The sequence below is a fragment of the Acinetobacter sp. NCu2D-2 genome (assembly GCF_001647675.1).
In the GTDB taxonomy this organism is placed as follows: Bacteria; Pseudomonadota; Gammaproteobacteria; order Pseudomonadales; family Moraxellaceae; genus Acinetobacter.
Map to the genome: position 1 here is coordinate 141,460 of NZ_CP015594.1, position 17,458 is coordinate 158,917.

Annotated in this window: 17 protein-coding genes; 15 read left to right on the top strand and 2 right to left on the bottom strand. The window is 41.3% G+C overall.

Annotated features, from left to right (window positions below; genetic code table 11):
* The first annotated feature begins 111 nt into the window (after positions 1–111).
* The 3 genes from uvrC to pgsA all read left to right on the top strand — a co-directional run bounded on the left by uvrC (position 112) and on the right by pgsA (position 3,517).
* A complete protein-coding gene (gene uvrC, locus A3K93_RS00680; protein WP_067728001.1) occupies positions 112–1,914 on the top strand; it encodes an excinuclease ABC subunit UvrC in 1,803 nt (600 codons plus the stop codon).
* A 113-nt stretch (positions 1,915–2,027) separates the two neighbouring features.
* Positions 2,028–2,822 carry a thioesterase family protein gene (locus tag A3K93_RS00685; RefSeq protein WP_067728002.1) on the top strand — a complete coding sequence of 265 codons (795 nt, stop codon included), beginning with the start codon at positions 2,028–2,030 and terminating at the stop codon, positions 2,820–2,822.
* A 107-nt stretch (positions 2,823–2,929) separates the two neighbouring features.
* Positions 2,930–3,517, top strand: a complete 588-nt coding sequence (gene pgsA / locus A3K93_RS00690) for a CDP-diacylglycerol--glycerol-3-phosphate 3-phosphatidyltransferase (protein ID WP_067728004.1) — start codon at positions 2,930–2,932, stop codon at positions 3,515–3,517.
* Between the two features lie 683 nt (positions 3,518–4,200).
* Here the strand turns inward: pgsA and A3K93_RS00695 are convergent.
* A complete protein-coding gene (locus A3K93_RS00695; RefSeq protein WP_067728006.1) occupies positions 4,201–4,476 on the bottom strand; it encodes an oxidative damage protection protein in 276 nt (91 codons plus the stop codon).
* A 26-nt stretch (positions 4,477–4,502) separates the two neighbouring features.
* Positions 4,503–5,933 carry an argininosuccinate lyase gene (gene argH, locus A3K93_RS00700; protein WP_067728008.1) on the bottom strand — a complete coding sequence of 477 codons (1,431 nt, stop codon included), beginning with the start codon at positions 5,931–5,933 and terminating at the stop codon, positions 4,503–4,505.
* Between argH and A3K93_RS00705 the strand changes: the two genes are divergently transcribed.
* From A3K93_RS00705 to A3K93_RS00760, 12 genes are all read left to right on the top strand, one after another.
* Positions 5,924–7,078, top strand: coding sequence for a sensor histidine kinase (locus A3K93_RS00705; protein WP_067728010.1), 1,155 nt, complete (start codon positions 5,924–5,926; stop codon positions 7,076–7,078). The two genes, argH and A3K93_RS00705, sit on opposite strands and share 10 nt — an antisense overlap.
* A gap of 58 nt (positions 7,079–7,136) precedes the next feature.
* Positions 7,137–7,877, top strand: coding sequence for a LytR/AlgR family response regulator transcription factor (locus A3K93_RS00710; protein WP_067728012.1), 741 nt, complete (start codon positions 7,137–7,139; stop codon positions 7,875–7,877).
* Between the two features lie 101 nt (positions 7,878–7,978).
* Positions 7,979–8,899, top strand: a complete 921-nt coding sequence (gene hemC / locus A3K93_RS00715) for a hydroxymethylbilane synthase (protein WP_067728014.1) — start codon at positions 7,979–7,981, stop codon at positions 8,897–8,899.
* Positions 8,900–8,909: 10 nt separating this feature from the next.
* A complete protein-coding gene (locus tag A3K93_RS00720) occupies positions 8,910–9,686 on the top strand; it encodes a uroporphyrinogen-III synthase (RefSeq protein ID WP_067728016.1) in 777 nt (258 codons plus the stop codon).
* Positions 9,683–10,513, top strand: a complete 831-nt coding sequence (locus A3K93_RS00725; RefSeq protein ID WP_067728018.1) for a hypothetical protein — start codon at positions 9,683–9,685, stop codon at positions 10,511–10,513. Before A3K93_RS00720 ends, A3K93_RS00725 begins: the two co-directional genes overlap by 4 nt.
* A gap of 1 nt (position 10,514) precedes the next feature.
* Complete coding sequence (locus tag A3K93_RS00730; RefSeq protein ID WP_067728020.1) at positions 10,515–11,708, top strand: hypothetical protein; 1,194 nt, start codon at positions 10,515–10,517, stop codon at positions 11,706–11,708.
* Positions 11,709–11,717: 9 nt separating this feature from the next.
* Complete coding sequence (locus A3K93_RS00735) at positions 11,718–12,146, top strand: acyl-CoA thioesterase (protein WP_067728021.1); 429 nt, start codon at positions 11,718–11,720, stop codon at positions 12,144–12,146.
* A gap of 141 nt (positions 12,147–12,287) precedes the next feature.
* Positions 12,288–12,614 (top strand): H-NS histone family protein, encoded by a 327-nt coding sequence (locus tag A3K93_RS00740; RefSeq protein WP_067731632.1) that lies wholly within the window; start codon positions 12,288–12,290, stop codon positions 12,612–12,614.
* Positions 12,615–12,797: 183 nt separating this feature from the next.
* Complete coding sequence (gspN, locus tag A3K93_RS00745) at positions 12,798–13,541, top strand: type II secretion system protein N (protein ID WP_067728022.1); 744 nt, start codon at positions 12,798–12,800, stop codon at positions 13,539–13,541.
* Positions 13,541–14,398: a type II secretion system protein N gene (locus A3K93_RS00750; protein WP_067728023.1), complete on the top strand. Its 858-nt coding sequence runs from the start codon at positions 13,541–13,543 to the stop codon at positions 14,396–14,398. The genes gspN and A3K93_RS00750 overlap by 1 nt, the downstream gene beginning before the upstream one ends.
* A gap of 38 nt (positions 14,399–14,436) precedes the next feature.
* Entirely contained in the window at positions 14,437–16,671 is a 2,235-nt protein-coding gene (gspD, locus tag A3K93_RS00755) for a type II secretion system secretin GspD (RefSeq protein WP_067728025.1), read from the top strand.
* A 63-nt stretch (positions 16,672–16,734) separates the two neighbouring features.
* Entirely contained in the window at positions 16,735–17,388 is a 654-nt protein-coding gene (locus tag A3K93_RS00760; RefSeq protein ID WP_067728027.1) for an FHA domain-containing protein, read from the top strand.
* Positions 17,389–17,458 lie beyond the last annotated feature (70 nt).

The following is a 17,458-nucleotide window of genomic DNA, read 5'->3' on the forward strand; positions in this document are numbered from 1 at the left end:
CAGATGCAGCATTGCGTAAATAGTTCAGAGGAATTTTGTGTCATTGCTTGAAAATGCCACAGAAACCATCACATTATCTGCATATCATCAGAGCAGCTGCATAGGTTTACGGTGAACGAAAACGCACGTCCGCATATTGAAAAAATCTTGGCCAATATGACCACCTTACCCGGGGTGTATCGTATGTATGGCAAGGATGGTGAACTGCTGTATGTGGGCAAAGCTAAAAATCTTAAAAACCGTGTGTCGAGCTATTTTGCCAAAACTGTAGAGCACCCGAAAACGCAGGCTTTGGTGGCACGAATCTATGATATTCAGACCTTGGTGGTACGTTCTGAAACTGAAGCGCTGTTACTTGAGCAGAACCTGATTAAGCTACATCGTCCGCCGTATAACATCATGCTGCGCGATGACAAGTCCTATGTTTATATCTTTGTCTCATCAGATAAACCTTATCCACGGATTGCTTCAGGACGTGGTAAAGGCAAGCATCAGGTGGGTAAGTTTTTTGGACCTTATCCAAGTGCTTATAACGCACGTGATACCTTGGTCGTGCTACAAAAATTATTTAATGTGCGCCAATGTGAAAACAGTTATTTTGCCCAGCGTAAACGCCCATGTTTGCAGTATCAGATTAAACGCTGTTCAGCCCCTTGTGTCGGATTAATTTCACCTGAGGATTATCAAGAAGATGTGCAAAACTCGATTCGTTTCTTACAAGGGGATACCAAAGAATTAAATCAAGAGCTGATTGCTAAAATGGAAGAAGCCGCAGAAAAACTCGAGTTCGAGAAAGCGGTGTTCTACCGCGATCGGATGGGTTTGCTGCGCGATGTGCAGGCACAACAAGCGATTTACAAAGTCAAAGGTGAAGCCGATATTCTTGCGATTGCCTATCAAGCCGGTGTGACCTGTGTGCAAATCATGCATGTACGTAACGGTAAAATGCTCGGTGGTAAGAGTTATTTTCCTGATATGCAGGGTGATGATCTTGGGCAAATGTTGCATGATTTTATTGCCAACTTTTATTTCCAAGTGGCAGATGAAATTCCCGCTGAACTGATCGTCAATGTTGAAGTGGCTGATCAAAAAGATTTACAACAGGCATTGTCACAGCATTTTGAAAAGAAAATTCAGATCAAATCCAATGTGCGTGAAACCCGTGCCGAATGGTTAGAGTTGGCACAGATGAATGTGCAGCATGGGATTAAATCCAAACTGGCAAATCACTTTGAATTGAATGAACGGTTCCATCAGCTTGAACAAGTGGTTGGACGACCAATCGATCGTATCGAATGCTTTGATATCTCTCATACCATGGGGGAAGAAACCGTGGCATCGTGTGTGGTCTTTGACAGTGGTGGTATTCGCAAGCGTGATTACCGTCAGTTTTCTATCAATGATATTACCGCAGGTGATGATTATGCCGCGATGCGTCAAGCGTTAACACGTCGCTATAAAAAAGCCATGTTGCCAGATTTACTCTTGATTGATGGGGGTAAAGGGCAACTGCATATGGCGATGGAAGTCATGCAAGAGTTAGGTCTCGAAGATGCCTTTATGGTCGGTGTTTCCAAAGGTGAAGGACGTAAGCCGGGACTTGAAACGCTGCATTTTACGGATGGCACTAAAATTCAATTACCTGAAGATCATAAAGCCTTACATTTGATTCAACAGGTGCGTGATGAAGCGCATCGCTTTGCGATTACCAAGCACCGTGCGAAGCGTGATAAGAAACGTAGTACTTCTATTTTGGAGGTCATTCCCGGATTAGGGCCGAAACGCCGTCGTGATTTATTGACGCATTTTGGTGGCATTCAAGGCGTACTGAAAGCGTCTGAACATGATTTAAAAGTCGTACCTGGCTTAGGTGATGTAATGGCACGAACCATCTATAAAGTCCTGCATGAGTAATGCTTGAAAGTAAAAACTGGCAAAAGTGCTCACTGACGCATGAGTCATTGATCATTTAAATCAGCTGATTTTTATTTGATCATAGTTGGAGTTTTGAAAAGCCAAGGATTGCTATGTCACTGATTCCGATTTACGCACAAATTGAACAGCAGGATGTTGTCGATATTCCTGAGGGATGGTCACAAGGTCGAACCATTTATGGCGGACTGGTGGCCGGTATGCTGATGCATAAAGCGGTCAGTACTATTCAGGATGACAGTAAACAGTTGCTCAGCTGTAGTGTCACCTTTGTGGGACCTGTACAACGTGCACCTGCCAAGCTGACCGCAGAGATATTACGTCAGGGTAAATCTGTCACCACGATTGAAGTACGGTTATGGCAAGATGATGCTGTACAAACTATTCTTATCGCTAGTTTTGGCACACATCGTGATTCCAGTATTGTGGTAAAGCGTGAAAAACAAGCGCCGCAGTATCCTGACCTGTCAGAACTACATTTGGTTCAGCATAATCCGTTGGCACCTGAGTGTTTTAAGCAGATGCAGATGGCATGGGCTGAAGGGCAATATCCATGTACCGTAAGTGCTGAGCCAGATTTCGGTGGCTACTTTAGATTTGCGCCTGAACTGCATGAAAACCGCGAAATGACGGTTTCTGATTTGATGGTCGCGTTTGATATGTGGCCACCTGGTGTTTTACCGATGTATCGTCAAATGGCACCAGCAAGTTCACTGACATGGCATGTCACTTATGTACATCCATTGCAAACAAATGTTCAAGATTGGCTTAAATATAAAGTATTTACAGATTATGCGGCAGAAGGGTATTCAACAGAACATGCTTATCTTTGGGATGATCAAAATCGTTTAATCGCGATAGCGCGACAAACAGTGACGGTGTTTGCCTAGTGACACTGCAAGGCAATTCGTATAAAGTGAAGCCTATTCATGATGGATCTTAGCTCACTTCAGGTGTGCATTTTCATCGTTCATGAGGGGAACAATTGGCGGTGTCTATGACTACAGGTCGTATCCTGAATATTCCTAACATCTTAACCTTAGCGCGTATCGTTTTAATTCCAGTGTTTTTATTGGTGGCTTATTTTCCGCCAGCAGTGGGAATTAATGATGCAGCACCGAATGTGACTCGCCACTTAATACTGACCGGTATTTTTGTGATTGCTGCGGTGACAGATTGGTTCGATGGTTATCTTGCACGTACACTCAATCAAACCTCAGCATTTGGGCGTTTTCTTGATCCTGTGGCTGATAAACTCATGGTTGCAGCGGCATTAATTGTTTTAGTGCAATGGCAACCGACCATTTCGATGGCATTTGCAGCGATTGTGATTATCTCACGTGAAATTACTGTATCTGCACTTCGTGAATGGATGGCAGAGTTAGGGGCACGTACCAGCGTTGCAGTATCCACTGTAGGTAAATATAAAACAGCTTTTCAGATGATCGCAATTTCAGTCTTTTTGCTGAATTGGCCGCCACTTGAAATGTTGGCCTATGCCTTGTTGTACACGGCTGTAGTATTAACTTTGTGGTCAATGATGATTTATTTAAAAGCGGCTTGGCCGTATCTGAAACAGCCTTAAGTTCGAATTCTTTAAAAAGCTCCTTTTAAAAGGGGCTTTTTTTATAGCTCAAAAAAATTAAGGCAAAAAAATACCCAGTCCTTTGGGGGAAGAACTGGGGGAAATCGGGATATTTATCGCTATTATACAAAGATGTTGCCATCTTCTTGATAGTCATTATAAGGGCATGAATTTTTTAGTCATGTGGCTTCTTGTAGACTAATGTTGTGGTTTATAACGAGCTATGTAGGGTAAATTTACATTTAATTATTTTGATACAAATTAGAAGTTTAAAATAAGAAAGGGTGATACAGGTATGAAAAGAATGCTGGTTATAAAAGATTAGGGTAATAAAAAAGGAGCCTTTACAGACTCCTTTTTGATATTTAAAACTTCTTGCTTCGCATGTCTTGATTATCTAAAACATAGCTTTAGCTCTTGCAGCGTGGCGGAGCAGTGTTTGTTCCAATACAAAGAGCCTCGAAAGAGATTCTTTCAGATTAAAGCCTACGCACACCTTTGGTGTTCGTCTTGCGTAATTATTAGAGGAGCCCATAAAAAAAGAACCTCCAAAGATAGAGATTCTTTTTAGGCTAAAGCCTACGCGCAGCATAGCTGCTTGTCTCGCAGAAAATAAGGCAGTGCTTCAAATTTCACTCGAAGCCTAGCTTCTCGTCTTGCGCAAGGGCAGAGCAGTGCTCTGCTTATCCTTGCTCAGGCTTTAGACCTTCGGCTTTTTCCAATGATTCATCATTGCTAAAGAACTTTTCGCGTTGTTCTTCAAGGAATTTTTTAGCATCAGGTTCAAACACATTTAAACGTTTTTCATTGATTAACGTTGTTTGGTGCTTTAACCATTCGCCCCAAGCTTGTTTAGACACAGTGTCAAACAATTCTTGGCCCTTTGCACCAGGGAAGGGTGCAAAGTCTAAGCCTTCCATTTCTTGTTGATACTTACGGCAAAAAACTTGTCGAGACATATCAAAACTCCAATTTGAACTGAATATTAAGCGTAAAGCTTTTCAAGACGTGCATAGGCACGTTGAATTGCTGCTTCAACTTGTGCAGGCGCAGTACCACCGATGTGGTTACGTGCATTCACTGAAGCTTCAAGTGTTAATGCTTTTTCAAATACGTCGGCTTGAATCAAGTCAGAGAACTGTTGAAGCTGTTCAAGTGTTAACTCAGACAAGTCTTTGCTTTCTTGAACACCAAGTGCCACCGCTTTACCGACAATTTCGTGTGCATCACGGAATGCTACGCCGTTTTTAACAAGATAGTCTGCAAGGTCAGTCGCAGTCGAGAAACCACGAAGCGCAGCTTCACGCATAATTTCAATGTTTGGTACAAGCGCAGGAATCATGTCTGCAAATGCCATCAATGAACCACGCACGGTATCGATTGCATCGAATAATGGTTCTTTGTCTTCTTGGTTATCTTTGTTGTAAGCCAATGGTTGACCTTTCATGAGTGTAAGTAGACTCATTAAGTCGCCATAGACACGACCAGTTTTACCACGGATTAACTCAGGTACATCTGGGTTTTTCTTTTGTGGCATGATTGAAGAACCGGTGCAGAAACGGTCTGGAATGTTCACAAATTTGAATTGTGCTGATGTCCAAAGAATCATTTCTTCTGACATACGAGACAAATGCATCATAATTAAAGATGCAGCAGCATTAAATTCAATACCGAAGTCACGGTCAGATACTGCATCGAGTGAGTTTTCAGCAACGGCTTCAAAACCTAACAGTTCAGCAGTATAGGCACGGTCGATTGGATACGTTGTACCTGCAAGTGCAGCAGAACCAAGTGGCATGCGGTTAACACGTTTACGGCAGTCAATTAAACGCTCTGAGTCACGTACCAACATTTCAAACCAAGCCATCAAATGGTGACCAAATGTCACTGGCTGTGCAGTTTGAAGGTGAGTAAAGCCCGGCATAATCGTATTGGTATTTTTTGCAGCTAAGCCCAAAATACCTTTTTGAAGTTTTTCCAATAATTTTAAGATGGCATCAATTTCATCACGTACATATAAACGGATGTCTGTTGCCACTTGGTCGTTACGGCTACGACCAGTGTGTAGTTTCTTACCTGTGATGCCAATACGTTGAGTCAAACGTGACTCAATATTCATGTGCACATCTTCTAAATCAATGCGCCATTCGAAATTGCCCGCTTCAATATCGGCTTTAATTGCGCTTAAGCCTTCGATAATGTCATCGCGTTCTTGTTCAGTGAGCACACCAACTTTTGCAAGCATGGTTGCGTGTGCAATCGAACCAGCAATATCTTGTTTATAAAAACGTTGGTCAAATTGTACAGATGCTGTAAATTCAGCAACAAAAGCATCAGTCGCTTCAGAAAAACGACCGCCCCACATACCCGATGTTTGGGCTTGTGATGGATTAGAGGAATTAGAAGATGTGGTCATGTCGGCTCAATAAGATCAAAAGCAGTAGAACGAAAAAGAGTATAGCAAATTCAGCGGCTATTGCCGAAGTCTCATCTGATCAATCTTTTACAAATCTTATGGGGCAGAAAAACTATTCATATTTCTTTAGTCAAATTGGCAATTGGCGCTACTTATTAGAACTGGTCATTGCAGGTAATATCTTGGCCATGGTGCTGAGTCTTGCTGAAGCGCAGACTTGGCAGAATCTCGATGCAACTCACCTCATTCAGTATATGCTGTATATCAATTGGGTATTGCTGTCCTTTGCCTCTTTGGTCGAAGCTTCAAATAATCTATTAAAAAAAATTAAAGTGCATTGGGCAATGTTTGCAGGATTTATACTGCTACAAAGTATCGTATTGGTGACGACGGTAAGTCTGAATGTATTGATGCATTTTGGGGTGAATTTTAATCTTCAAACATTAACCACAGAGGTGGTCTTTCACCGAGTGGGCATGCACTTAAGTTTTGGCATGTTATTGGGGACGTTTTGTTTTCGCTATTTATATCTACGTGAGCAATGGTCAAGACAACAGCTGAGTGAGTTGAATGCTCGGATTCAAGCCATGCAAGCGCGTATTCAGCCGCACTTTCTGTTTAATAGTCTAAATAGTGTGATTAGTCTGATTAGCATCGATCCGGATAAAGCTGAGCAGATGCTACTCAATTTATCGAGATTGTTTCGGGCCAGTTTTCAGGAATTAAAGCTGGTTAGCTTAAAAGAAGAGATCGAATTGTGTCAGCGTTATTTAGACATTGAACAGATGCGTTTGGGGGATCGGCTCCATGTGGAATGGAAACTTGAAAATAAAGATCAATACTCAGAAGTCAAAATCCCATTATTGACTTTACAACCTTTATTGGAAAATAGTATTTTCCATGGAGTTGAAAAAATTTTAACAAAGAGTACGATAAGCATATTGATTGAAATATTGCAAAATCAAACGAATATCATCATAACAAATCCATATACAGTGGATCATAAAACGTTTAAAAAGGGGCATGGTATTGCAGTTGAAAATGTAAAGCAGCGTTTAAAGGCTTATTATGGCCCAACGATGGTATTTCAAACATTTGCCGGCGAAGGGATGTTTACGACGGTGGTGCAATACCGATATAAATAAAAATAATTGCGAAAAGCGTAAATAAGAAGTCATGATAATGACTGGAAAAGGAGGATAAATGGACATCCTAATTTGTGATGATGAGCCTCTTGCGATTGAGCGTTTATCACGTTTAGTGACTCAGTTGGGGCATCATGTGGTTGCAACTGCGACACATGGTCAGCAAGCCATTGATCTTGCTCATCAATACGAACCCGATGTCATCTTACTCGATATTCAAATGCCAGAAATGGATGGATTGACCTGCGCGCAGCATTTACGTCAGCTTGAGCCAATGCCAGCCATTATTTTTTGTACAGCATATGATCAACATGCTTTGGATGCATTTAAGTCCAATGCTGAGGGTTATCTGTTGAAGCCCGTGATGCAACAGGAATTGCAACAGGTATTAGAGCATATTACTAAACTTACTCAAGCTCAGATGAGCCAGTTAAAACAAAAAGAAAATATGGAAGAACTTAATATCAGCCGCCATCAGATTGCGGCAAAAACTTATCGTGGGGTGGAACTCGTTCCGGTTGAAAATATTTACTATTTTTTAGCGGATCAAAAGTATGTCACCGTACGTCATAAAAATGGCAGTGTTTTAATTGATGAAACACTCAAAGATTTAGAACAAGAATTCGGTTCAAAGTTTATTCGGATTCACCGTAATGCTTTGGTGTCGGTGAGTTATCTGGATGGACTTGAAGTTGTCAGCTCGGGTCAGTATCAGGTTCGCTGCCGTGAACTTGAAGAACGCTTAGCCGTGAGTCGTCGCCATTTGCCTATCTTGCGTGAACGCATTCATAAACTTTAATTAAATAAAGCAGATGGTGTGAACTTGCATAAATTCACTTGCATTTTAAAGTGAGGTGGTTAAGTTTACACTATCGTTCTTATTTAGCTTTGTTAGAATTTATGAAGACACTGAAAATTGCGACTCGACAAAGTCCGCTGGCACTCTGGCAGGCAGAACATATCCGTGCACGTTTAGAACAATTACATGCCGATCTCAAAGTCGAGTTGGTCACCTTCGTAACGCAAGGCGATAAAATCCTCGATACACCGCTTGCCAAAATTGGCGGTAAAGGACTTTTTGTTAAAGAACTTGAAGCAGCGCTCTTAGATGGTCGCGCTGATCTTGCCGTGCATTCGATGAAAGATGTGCCGATGGCTTTGCCTGAAGGGTTAAGCCTCGCAGTGATCTGTGAACGTGAAGATCCACTTGATGCATTTGTGTCAAATACCTATGCACACTTTGATGACCTCCCTCAGGGCGCAAAAGTCGGTACATCGAGCCTACGTCGGAAAAGTCAAATTTTAAAACAGCGTCCTGACTTAGAGATTATTGATCTACGCGGTAATGTGGGAACACGTTTATCCAAATTAGACGCAGGTCAATATGATGCGATTATTTTGGCAAGTGCAGGTTTAAAACGTTTAGGATTGGCTGAACGTATTCGTCATAGCATTGCGCCTGAAGTAAGTCTGCCTGCAGTAGGTCAAGGAGCACTCGGTTTGGAGTGCCGTGCTAATGATCAGGCTGTTCTAGATCTGATTCTTCCATTACTTCACCCAGAAACAAATGCATGTGTTCGTGCAGAACGTGCCTTTAATGCTTATTTGGAAGGTGGTTGCCAAGTTCCAATTGCGGGTTATGCGACTCTACAGGATGGGAAAATTGCCATCGAAGGGCGTGTGGGAAGTGTCGATGGGACAACTTTACTGAAAGCACAACTTAAAGCAGAGATTGATGATGCTGAAGAACTCGGTGTAGCGCTTGCACAGGAATTACTTGCTCAAGGTGCAGGTGATCTTTTAAAAGCGCTTTATCAATAACAAAGCCCTTATGTTATTCATCAATACGAGACCATCAGAACGTGCTGCTTCGCTGACCCAAGCATTGCAGGCGGCACAGATTGATGTGCTTGAAGTGCCCTTGCTTGAACTGGTTAAGCAGCCATTTTCGAACGAATTGCATGGGCTGTATCAACAGATTCAAGATGCTCAAGTCATTGTTGTGGTCAGCCCAACTGCAGTAAATATTGGCATGGAATATCTCAGCCAAGCCAATCTTTCACTATCCGATTTGAAGCATATTCAGTGGATTGCCGTGGGACAAGCGACAGCAACTTGTTTGAAAAAATATGGAATCGAGAGTCATGTGCCGGAAGTGGAAACTTCCGAGGGTATGTTGAATTTACCGATTTTAACAGCATTAAATGCTGGGGCTTGCATTGCGTTTTGGCGCGGCGAGGGTGGTCGACTGTTTATGATGGATCATCTTAAGCAGCTCAATATGCGGGTTTTAAACTTGGTTTTATATCACCGCCAATGTCCTATGCAAGCAAGCACAGTGATAGATCATCATTTCGAATCTTTAAATGAGTTATCTAGCTTTAGCGTACTCATTACCAGTGAAGCAAGTTGGCTGAATTGGCTGTCAATGATGAAAAAATATCCTCAATTGATTGAAAAAGCGTATTATTTGGTTTTGGGTTCACGGCTAAGTGCGATTGTTGCAGCAGCGATGCAACCATATAAAGCTTTAGGATGGACTGAAATTCACGACTTACAGCCAGAAACTATCTTGCAGCAGTTAGCAAATGTACAAGGGATGTCATGAAAAAAATCGTATGGATCATTATTGGTATTGCATTAGTTTGGGTGGCAAAACTCAGTTTTGATGTATATGGTTTAAATCAGCAGCAAGTTGCATTAACGCAAACGTTGGCGCAAGTTCAGGCGCAGAATGATAATTTGAACGATCAAGTTGCATCACTCAAGCGTCGAGTGATGGGTGGGGAGACCCTGAATTCATCAGATGCGAATGCGTCAACATCGGGCAGAAATTTGATAGATGACGCCGCTTTGGTTCGTCAGCAATTAGATTTAATTGAGTTTGCCTTACAGCAACAACAATATGCGACTGCGATTGATAAGTTAAATCAGATGGAACGTAGCTTAGTGGATTATGAATTCTCAGCTGCGATGCGTGAAAGTTTGCAGGTAGTGATTGCCAAAGATCGGATCATGCTGAAACAGTATGCTGCAACCCAAATTGATCAAAATAATAAATTGAAAGAATTGCTCCGAAAAGTGGATCAACAGATCAGCCAAGAACTCGCCAAGCCTTATCAATCGAATACACAAGAACAAAGCTCATTTTGGAAACGCTTAATTCATATTGAGCCTGCGAATAAATCGAGCGAAGTATTGATGCAACGTGCTGTTGTATTGAAAGAAGCACAGCTACGATTGGTCATGGCGCAAAATACCTTACAACAAGGTCAGCAGATTCCATTTGCCAAAGCTGTAGATAGCGTGATTGAAGTATTAAGACCCTTACCCGATGCACAAAGCAAGCGATGGATTGAACAGCTAAACACTATTAAATCGAGCCCTGTATTGCCGTTACCTAACTTAAGTACACGCACGTTGATTGGAGGTTAGCATGAAGCAAATTCTCCTTGCTTATTTATTTGTGGGTTTGATTTCAGTTGCCTTACTCAGTTTACTCAGTTATGGCTATGGTTTTGGATATGTGTATTTATATTGGCGTGAATATCAGCTTCAAACCAATCTTTGGGTTTTGCTTGTTCTGATTTTCTTACTCAGTTTTACCATGCAGATGTTGTGGTATAGCGCAAAGCGTTATTTAAGCCGCGAACAGCGCAAAAGTGAAACTGTGATCAGCTTTAATAATTTACACCCTTATGAGCAATTGGCAGTTGTATGGCTGCTAAATGCAGCGCAAGATCAACGTGATTTTATTCAACAGTCATTTAAAGAATCGGGTTTATTAAAAGATGTGATTCATGCCCGATTAAAAGTAGGTCATCAAGATTTTAATCAAGCCTTAGATTTATTAAACAGTTCCAATCCAATGGCGTTTGAGCTAGCGGAAATACAACGTATTGAAATTTATTTAGCTCAACAAGAGGGCGAAAAAGCCTTAACGCATTTAGAATTTATAAATCAACATGAGCTTTCACCTTGGTTATATCAAGTCAAAACAGCCTATGAACAACGTGTAACCACTTTATGGGGTGTATTTGCTGAGCAATATCCATGGTTATATTTACGTTCTACCAAATATGGACATTTAGATCATCAGGTTAAAATTAATTGGCTTCAACAAATATTGATTAATTTTGATCAGGCATCTTCTGAAGACTTAGAATATTTAAAACAACGTTATTTGGATTTGGGTGATCAAGTCTTTGAACGCGATTACTCCGTTAAAATTTTATGGCTCAAATTATTATTTAGAATGCCAGAAATGAGTGTTGAGCATGAGCAATTAGCGGTACATTTATTAGAACAACAATTTAATGCTGATGTTTTTTATCTATGGTTCCAGCAACAATTATTAAAGCAAATGCCTGAATACGAAAAAGTCGAGCAGCAAATTACTAAATGGGAAAATAAATATCCTGCGCTGCCTATCTTAACTTTTGCAAAATGGCACATTTACCAAGCAACAGGGCGTATACAAGAGGCAGAGCAATTACTTGCTTTATACCCTGATGATGTACGCATGAGCTATTTAAGGGTTAAATCAGCATTGCAAGGTAATGATGCCTTAGTACAAGAGTTAAATCGTGTGTTTGAATCAAATATTAATTTTCTGAACATAAAAATATAGGAACCAGTGATGAAGGAACTATCACAATACCCCGTAGTATATGAGCAACAAGTGGCTTGGGGAGATATGGATGCTTTTGGTCATGTCAACAATGTCATGTATTACCGTTATATTGAAAGTGCACGACTAGCGTATTTGGATCATCTGAAAATTTTAGATTTGCCATTATTTACGGTAGTTTTAACCAATCAATGTCATTATTTAAAGCCTGTGGTTTATCCAGATCAATTGAGTATTGGAGTTCAAATTGAAGAACTTCGTAATAGTGCTTTTCGAATGCATTATTTACTGTTTAGTAAAATTCAAAATGAGATTGTGGCTCAGGCTGAAGCTGTATTGGTGTGTGTAGATAAAAACACCATGCAAAAAATTAAAATCCCAGATGCGATTGTTAAAACCATTAAAAATCTTGAATCATCGGTGGGGAATAATCTCTAGGAATTAAAAACTATAATATTTTTGTAATGCTTTATATTTAATATTGTTGTGACTGCTCAGTTTTTTATTGAATGTTTTATTTAATATAAATATCATGGGCAGGTTATTTATAAAACAAATAATGTTATTTTTTTGGAGAGAATTATGCCAGATATTACAAATTTATCTGTTGAAGAATTAAAGCGTCTACAAGCTGAAGCTGAAGCACTTATTGCGTCTAAAAAAGACCAAGAAATTGAAGAAGCCTATACGCAAGTATTAAGTATTGCAGAGAAAGTTGGTTTATCAATTGAACAACTTTTAGAATATGGTGCTACGAAGCGTAAAAAGAGTTCTCGTAAAGCGGTTGAACCTCGTTACCGCAGCAAAACCAATAAATCTGACACTTGGACAGGTCGTGGTAAACAACCACGCTGGTTAGTGGCAGAGCTTGAGAAAGGCGCGAAGTTAGAAGACTTTTTGATTTAATTCAAAATTTTTAATCAGCTTGACCAAGATAGGATTGTCTTGGTCTGACTTGATCAACCAAGCAATTTTGCTTGGTTTTTTTATGTTTACGAATTGGCGAAGAGTAAAAAGTATGCATAATGTCAGTGTATAACGAAAATATGATAAGCAGGGATTGATCATTGATATGTCGGTCGTGGTGGCATGAATAACAAACCTAATACTTTCAAATGGTTGATACTCGCCATAGGTGCTTTTTTTATTTTTGTCGTCTTGCAAGTTCCGGCAGCATGGTTGATTGCAAAGTTTTATAAAAATAATCAGGTGGTGCACAATGTAAATGGCAATATTTGGCAGGGAAGTGCAGATTGGAAAAAGGGTAATCTAAACGGTAGTTTAAATTGGCAGTTAAGACCTTTGGATTTCTTATTGCTGCGCACGGGTGCCAATATTGATGTGCATAGTGGAAATACCAAAATATCAGGTATCGTGAGTTATGGTTTGGGGAAAACCTTACATCTCAAAGATCTACAGGGTCAACTTGCGCCTGAAACGCTTAAAAGCATAGCCGACTGGCAGTGGCCGACCAATCCAATTCAATTTTCAAATGTCAGCTTAAAGTATAAAAAACAACAAGGCTTTAATGATGCAGTGGGTGATATGCAGTGGTCAGGTGGGGAATTGCTTTATACCTTTGCTCAGCGTCAGGAACGTATGAATGTCCCAGTCTTGGCGGCACAAATGGCAGATGAAAATGGACAGCTGTTGATTGATGTTCGTGATAATCGTGAACAAAAGATGATGAATATTAAGTTGGATGCCGATTTGATGTTGGATGTGCAACTGACTCAGCGTTTATTACTCAATGTTCCCTCTTACGAAGGTAATGCGGGCTTAGATACTTTTGTGATTAGTACTCGACAACCACTCATGGGGGCGATGAACTAATGGCATTGAATTTAGATCGCTTGAAAGAGTTTGATGTTCGCCAATTGAATCAACTTGGGCCCTTGTGTTTACTTATTCTGATTTTGTATTTGATGTGGAAGTTGGCGGCATTATTTTGGCTACTGGTTGCACCAACACAACCTATGCAAGTTGAGCGTGTTGAATTAGGTTCTAAACAAGCGCAAATTCCTAATATCAGTTCCTTTTCTTTATTCCAAGAGCAAGCAAGCCCTTCTGCGGTATCAAATCTAACCGATATGATCTTGCAAGGTGTGATGATTGCTACACCCAGTCAATATTCATCAGCCGTGATTAAATATAAAGATTCATCTGATCGCTTTAGAGTGGGTGAGGCGTTGGGAGATACGGGGTATGAGTTGGCAGAAGTTTATTGGGATCGTGTGGTGTTAAGACAACGTTCTGGCGCAACCCAAACCTTAAATTTTAAAGGTTTGGAACATGGATTGAATCAGCCTTATAGCCAGAATAACTCGAACCGATCAGCGTTCAATGCACCTGAAACGACAGAATCTTCGCCACAAGAACAAACAAATTCTCCGCAAAATGAGATCAGCCGTGCTATTCAGCAGATGAATGAAAACCGTGATCAATATATGCAGAATATGGGCGTGTCAGCCTCTTCAGAAGGTTATGAAGTCTCTGCGCGTACACCAGCTATTTTAAGAAATCGCTTAGGGCTAAGACCTGGTGACCGAATTTTATCGCTCAATGGTCGCACCATGGGCAATGGGCAATCTGAAACGCAGCTATTAGAACAAGCGCGTCGAGAAGGCCAAGTGAAATTAGAAATTAAACGTGGTGATCAAGTGATGACCATACAACAGGATTTAAAGTGATGTCTCGTCACATATAAGGTTGGGAAACACCAAAGTTTATGGCTTTATTTAATAACAATCGATCAGCTTGGGCCTTTTGTGTAGCAGCACCGCTTGTGGCGATGGTCAGTACTGCAAGCTATGCACAGACGTGGAAAATTAACCTACGTGATGCAGATCTTGCTGCTTTCATTAATGAAGTGGCAGACATTACGGGTAAAAACTTTGCGGTAGACCCGCGAGTACGTGGCAATGTGACCGTTATTTCAAATAAACCATTAAATAAAAATGAAGTTTATGACCTGTTTTTGGGGGTTTTAAATGTCAATGGTGTGGTCGCCATTCCATCGGGTAATATGGTGAAATTGGTTCCTGATAGCAATGTTAAAAGCTCAGGCATTCCATTTGATGCGAGACAGCGCGCAACGGGCGATCAAATCGTAACGCGTGTCATCTGGCTGCAAAATACCAACCCGAATGACTTGATTCCTGCACTTCGACCATTGATGCCACAGTTTGCACATTTGGCTGCAGTCCCGGGGACCAATGCGCTGATTGTGTCTGATCGCGCCAGTAATATTTACCAACTTGAAACCATCATTCGTAACCTAGATGGTACAGGTCAAAATGATATTGAAGCCGTGACATTACAGTCCAGTCAGGCGGAAGAAATTATTGGTTTGCTCGATAGTATGAGCGCAACGGGTGCTTCGAAAGATGTACGTGGTTCACGAGTTCGCCTTATTGCAGATAATCGAACCAATCGGATTTTGATTAAAGGTGATCCAGCGACGCGTAAACGCATTCGTCAGATGATCGAAACTTTAGATATTCCTGCTGCTGATCGTTTAGGCGGGCTAAAAGTATTCCGTCTTAAATATGCCAGTGCCAAAAATCTTGCTGAAATTTTACAGGGTTTGGTTTCAGGACAAGCAGTATCTACAAGTGGTACGAGCACTAACAGCACGAATAATAGCGTCAACACGTTGACCAATGTTGGTTCAAATACCAGTACGGAGAGTAATGGGATTAGCAGCGGTATTCAACTCAATACAGGGTCTAGCAATACCGAGAATACTATCAGTAGCTTTAATGCCAATGGCGTGAGTATTATTGCAGATACCGCACAAAACTCGATTGTGGTAAAAGCTGATCCGCAGCTCATGCGTGAAATTGAATCTGCAATCTCTCAACTTGATGTGCGTCGTCAGCAAGTGTTGATTGAAGCGGCGATCATTGAAATTGAAGGCAATGATAGCGACCAGTTAGGTGTGCAATGGGCACTTGGTGACATCAGCAGTGGCATTGGTCTAATTAATTTCGACAATATCGGTGCAAGCTTAAAAAGTTTAGCTTCAGGTTATGTGCTTGGCGGTGCTGCAGGTGCAGCTGCGCAGGTGGGAACTGGTGCTTCATTGGTGGTGGGTGACTATCGCGAAGGTGCGAATGGATCACGTAAGCTCTATGGTGCAATGATTCAAGCCTTGAAAGAAACGACAAAATCCAATTTATTGTCGACACCTTCTATTGTGACCATGGACAATGAAGAAGCTTATATCGTGGTCGGGGAAAATGTCCCATTTGTGACAGGCTCGCTATCCACAAGTTCGACAGGTGTTGCTAATCCGTATACCACGATTGAACGTAAAGACGTCGGTGTGACACTTAAAGTTGTGCCGCATATCGGTGAAAATGGCACGGTACGCTTAGAAGTAGAGCAAGAAGTGTCTGCAGTTGCACGTGATAAAGGGCAAGCCTCAGACTTAGTCACCAGTAAGCGTGCCATCAAAACTTCGATTCTCGCAGAGCATGGTCAAACGGTAGTACTCGGTGGGCTGATTTCAGACAACACGACCTTTGGTCGTCAAGCTATTCCGGGTCTTGGTGCCATTCCGGGTCTAGGTCGTTTATTCCGTTCTGAAGGAAAAGCCAATCAGAAACGCAATCTCTTGATCTTTATTCACCCAACGATTGTCGGAGATAAAAACGATGTGCGTCAGCTATCGCAGCAGCGCTATAGTCAGCTCTATAGCTTGCAATTGGCACTCGATAGCGATGGCAGTTTCGCGAAATTACCGGAAAATGTAGAAGATATTTATCAACAGCGTATTCCTGTGTCGAATGTGCCGCGTACATCGCCGTATCAAACAGTCCCAAGTGCACCTGCTGCAACAACCTTAGCAACGCCTGTAGCGATTGAGCCTGTAGTACAGACCTATCCAATAGAGCCAGCACAACAAGTGGAAAGAACCAAAAATACGGTGACGACCACAACACTGAAACCAAAAAACTAAGGCATTCGGCATTGATTTAAGCCATGCTATGATGATGAAAAAGATGAAAGAGTAAGAGATTTCATGACTTGGAAAATTCAGGCCATTAGTGGCGAGATTACTGGACAAGAAATTAGTATAGATCGCGATATGTTGGTGGGGCGTCATCAGGCTGCAGATATTGTTTTACAGGCTGCTGAGATTTCACGTAAACACGCTGCTTTCTTATTAAAAGATCAGGCACTTTGGGTACAAGATTTAGGTTCATCAAATGGAACATTCCTGAATGATGTGCGCCTAGAGACAGAAGCAGAAGTTAAAGAAGGTGATATTGTTCAATTCGCCAGTCTTAAGTTTAGTGTCCTTGCACCTGCTCAAGATATTCAGGTTGAGCCTGAACTCGAAGCAACTGCTGAAAAAGTGATTGAAGAAGTTGCAGAAAAAAATCCAGCACGTGAAATGAATGATCAGGGCATGCCTGAGCTGAAAGAACGTGATGCATCTGTGCAGTTAAATCGTGATGGTATGCCGACGAATGTAGGTGTACCAAAACCGGCACCAATTCCAGAAGGTGTTGATTTGAGTGCGGTTAAGCCTGAGCCGACACCAATCCCTGTTGAGCAGCCGATTTCACGCGTTGAAGAAGCTAAAGAGCAACAAAAAAATGCATCTGTGGGTTTGATCTCAATCATTGTGTTAATCATTTTCGCGATTGTTGCATGGGTATTGTTTAAATAAGCAGCCTATTGTTTACAATGAGGGCATGCTAATACGCATGCCTTTTTTATGGCTGCGAAAAAGAGAAGAG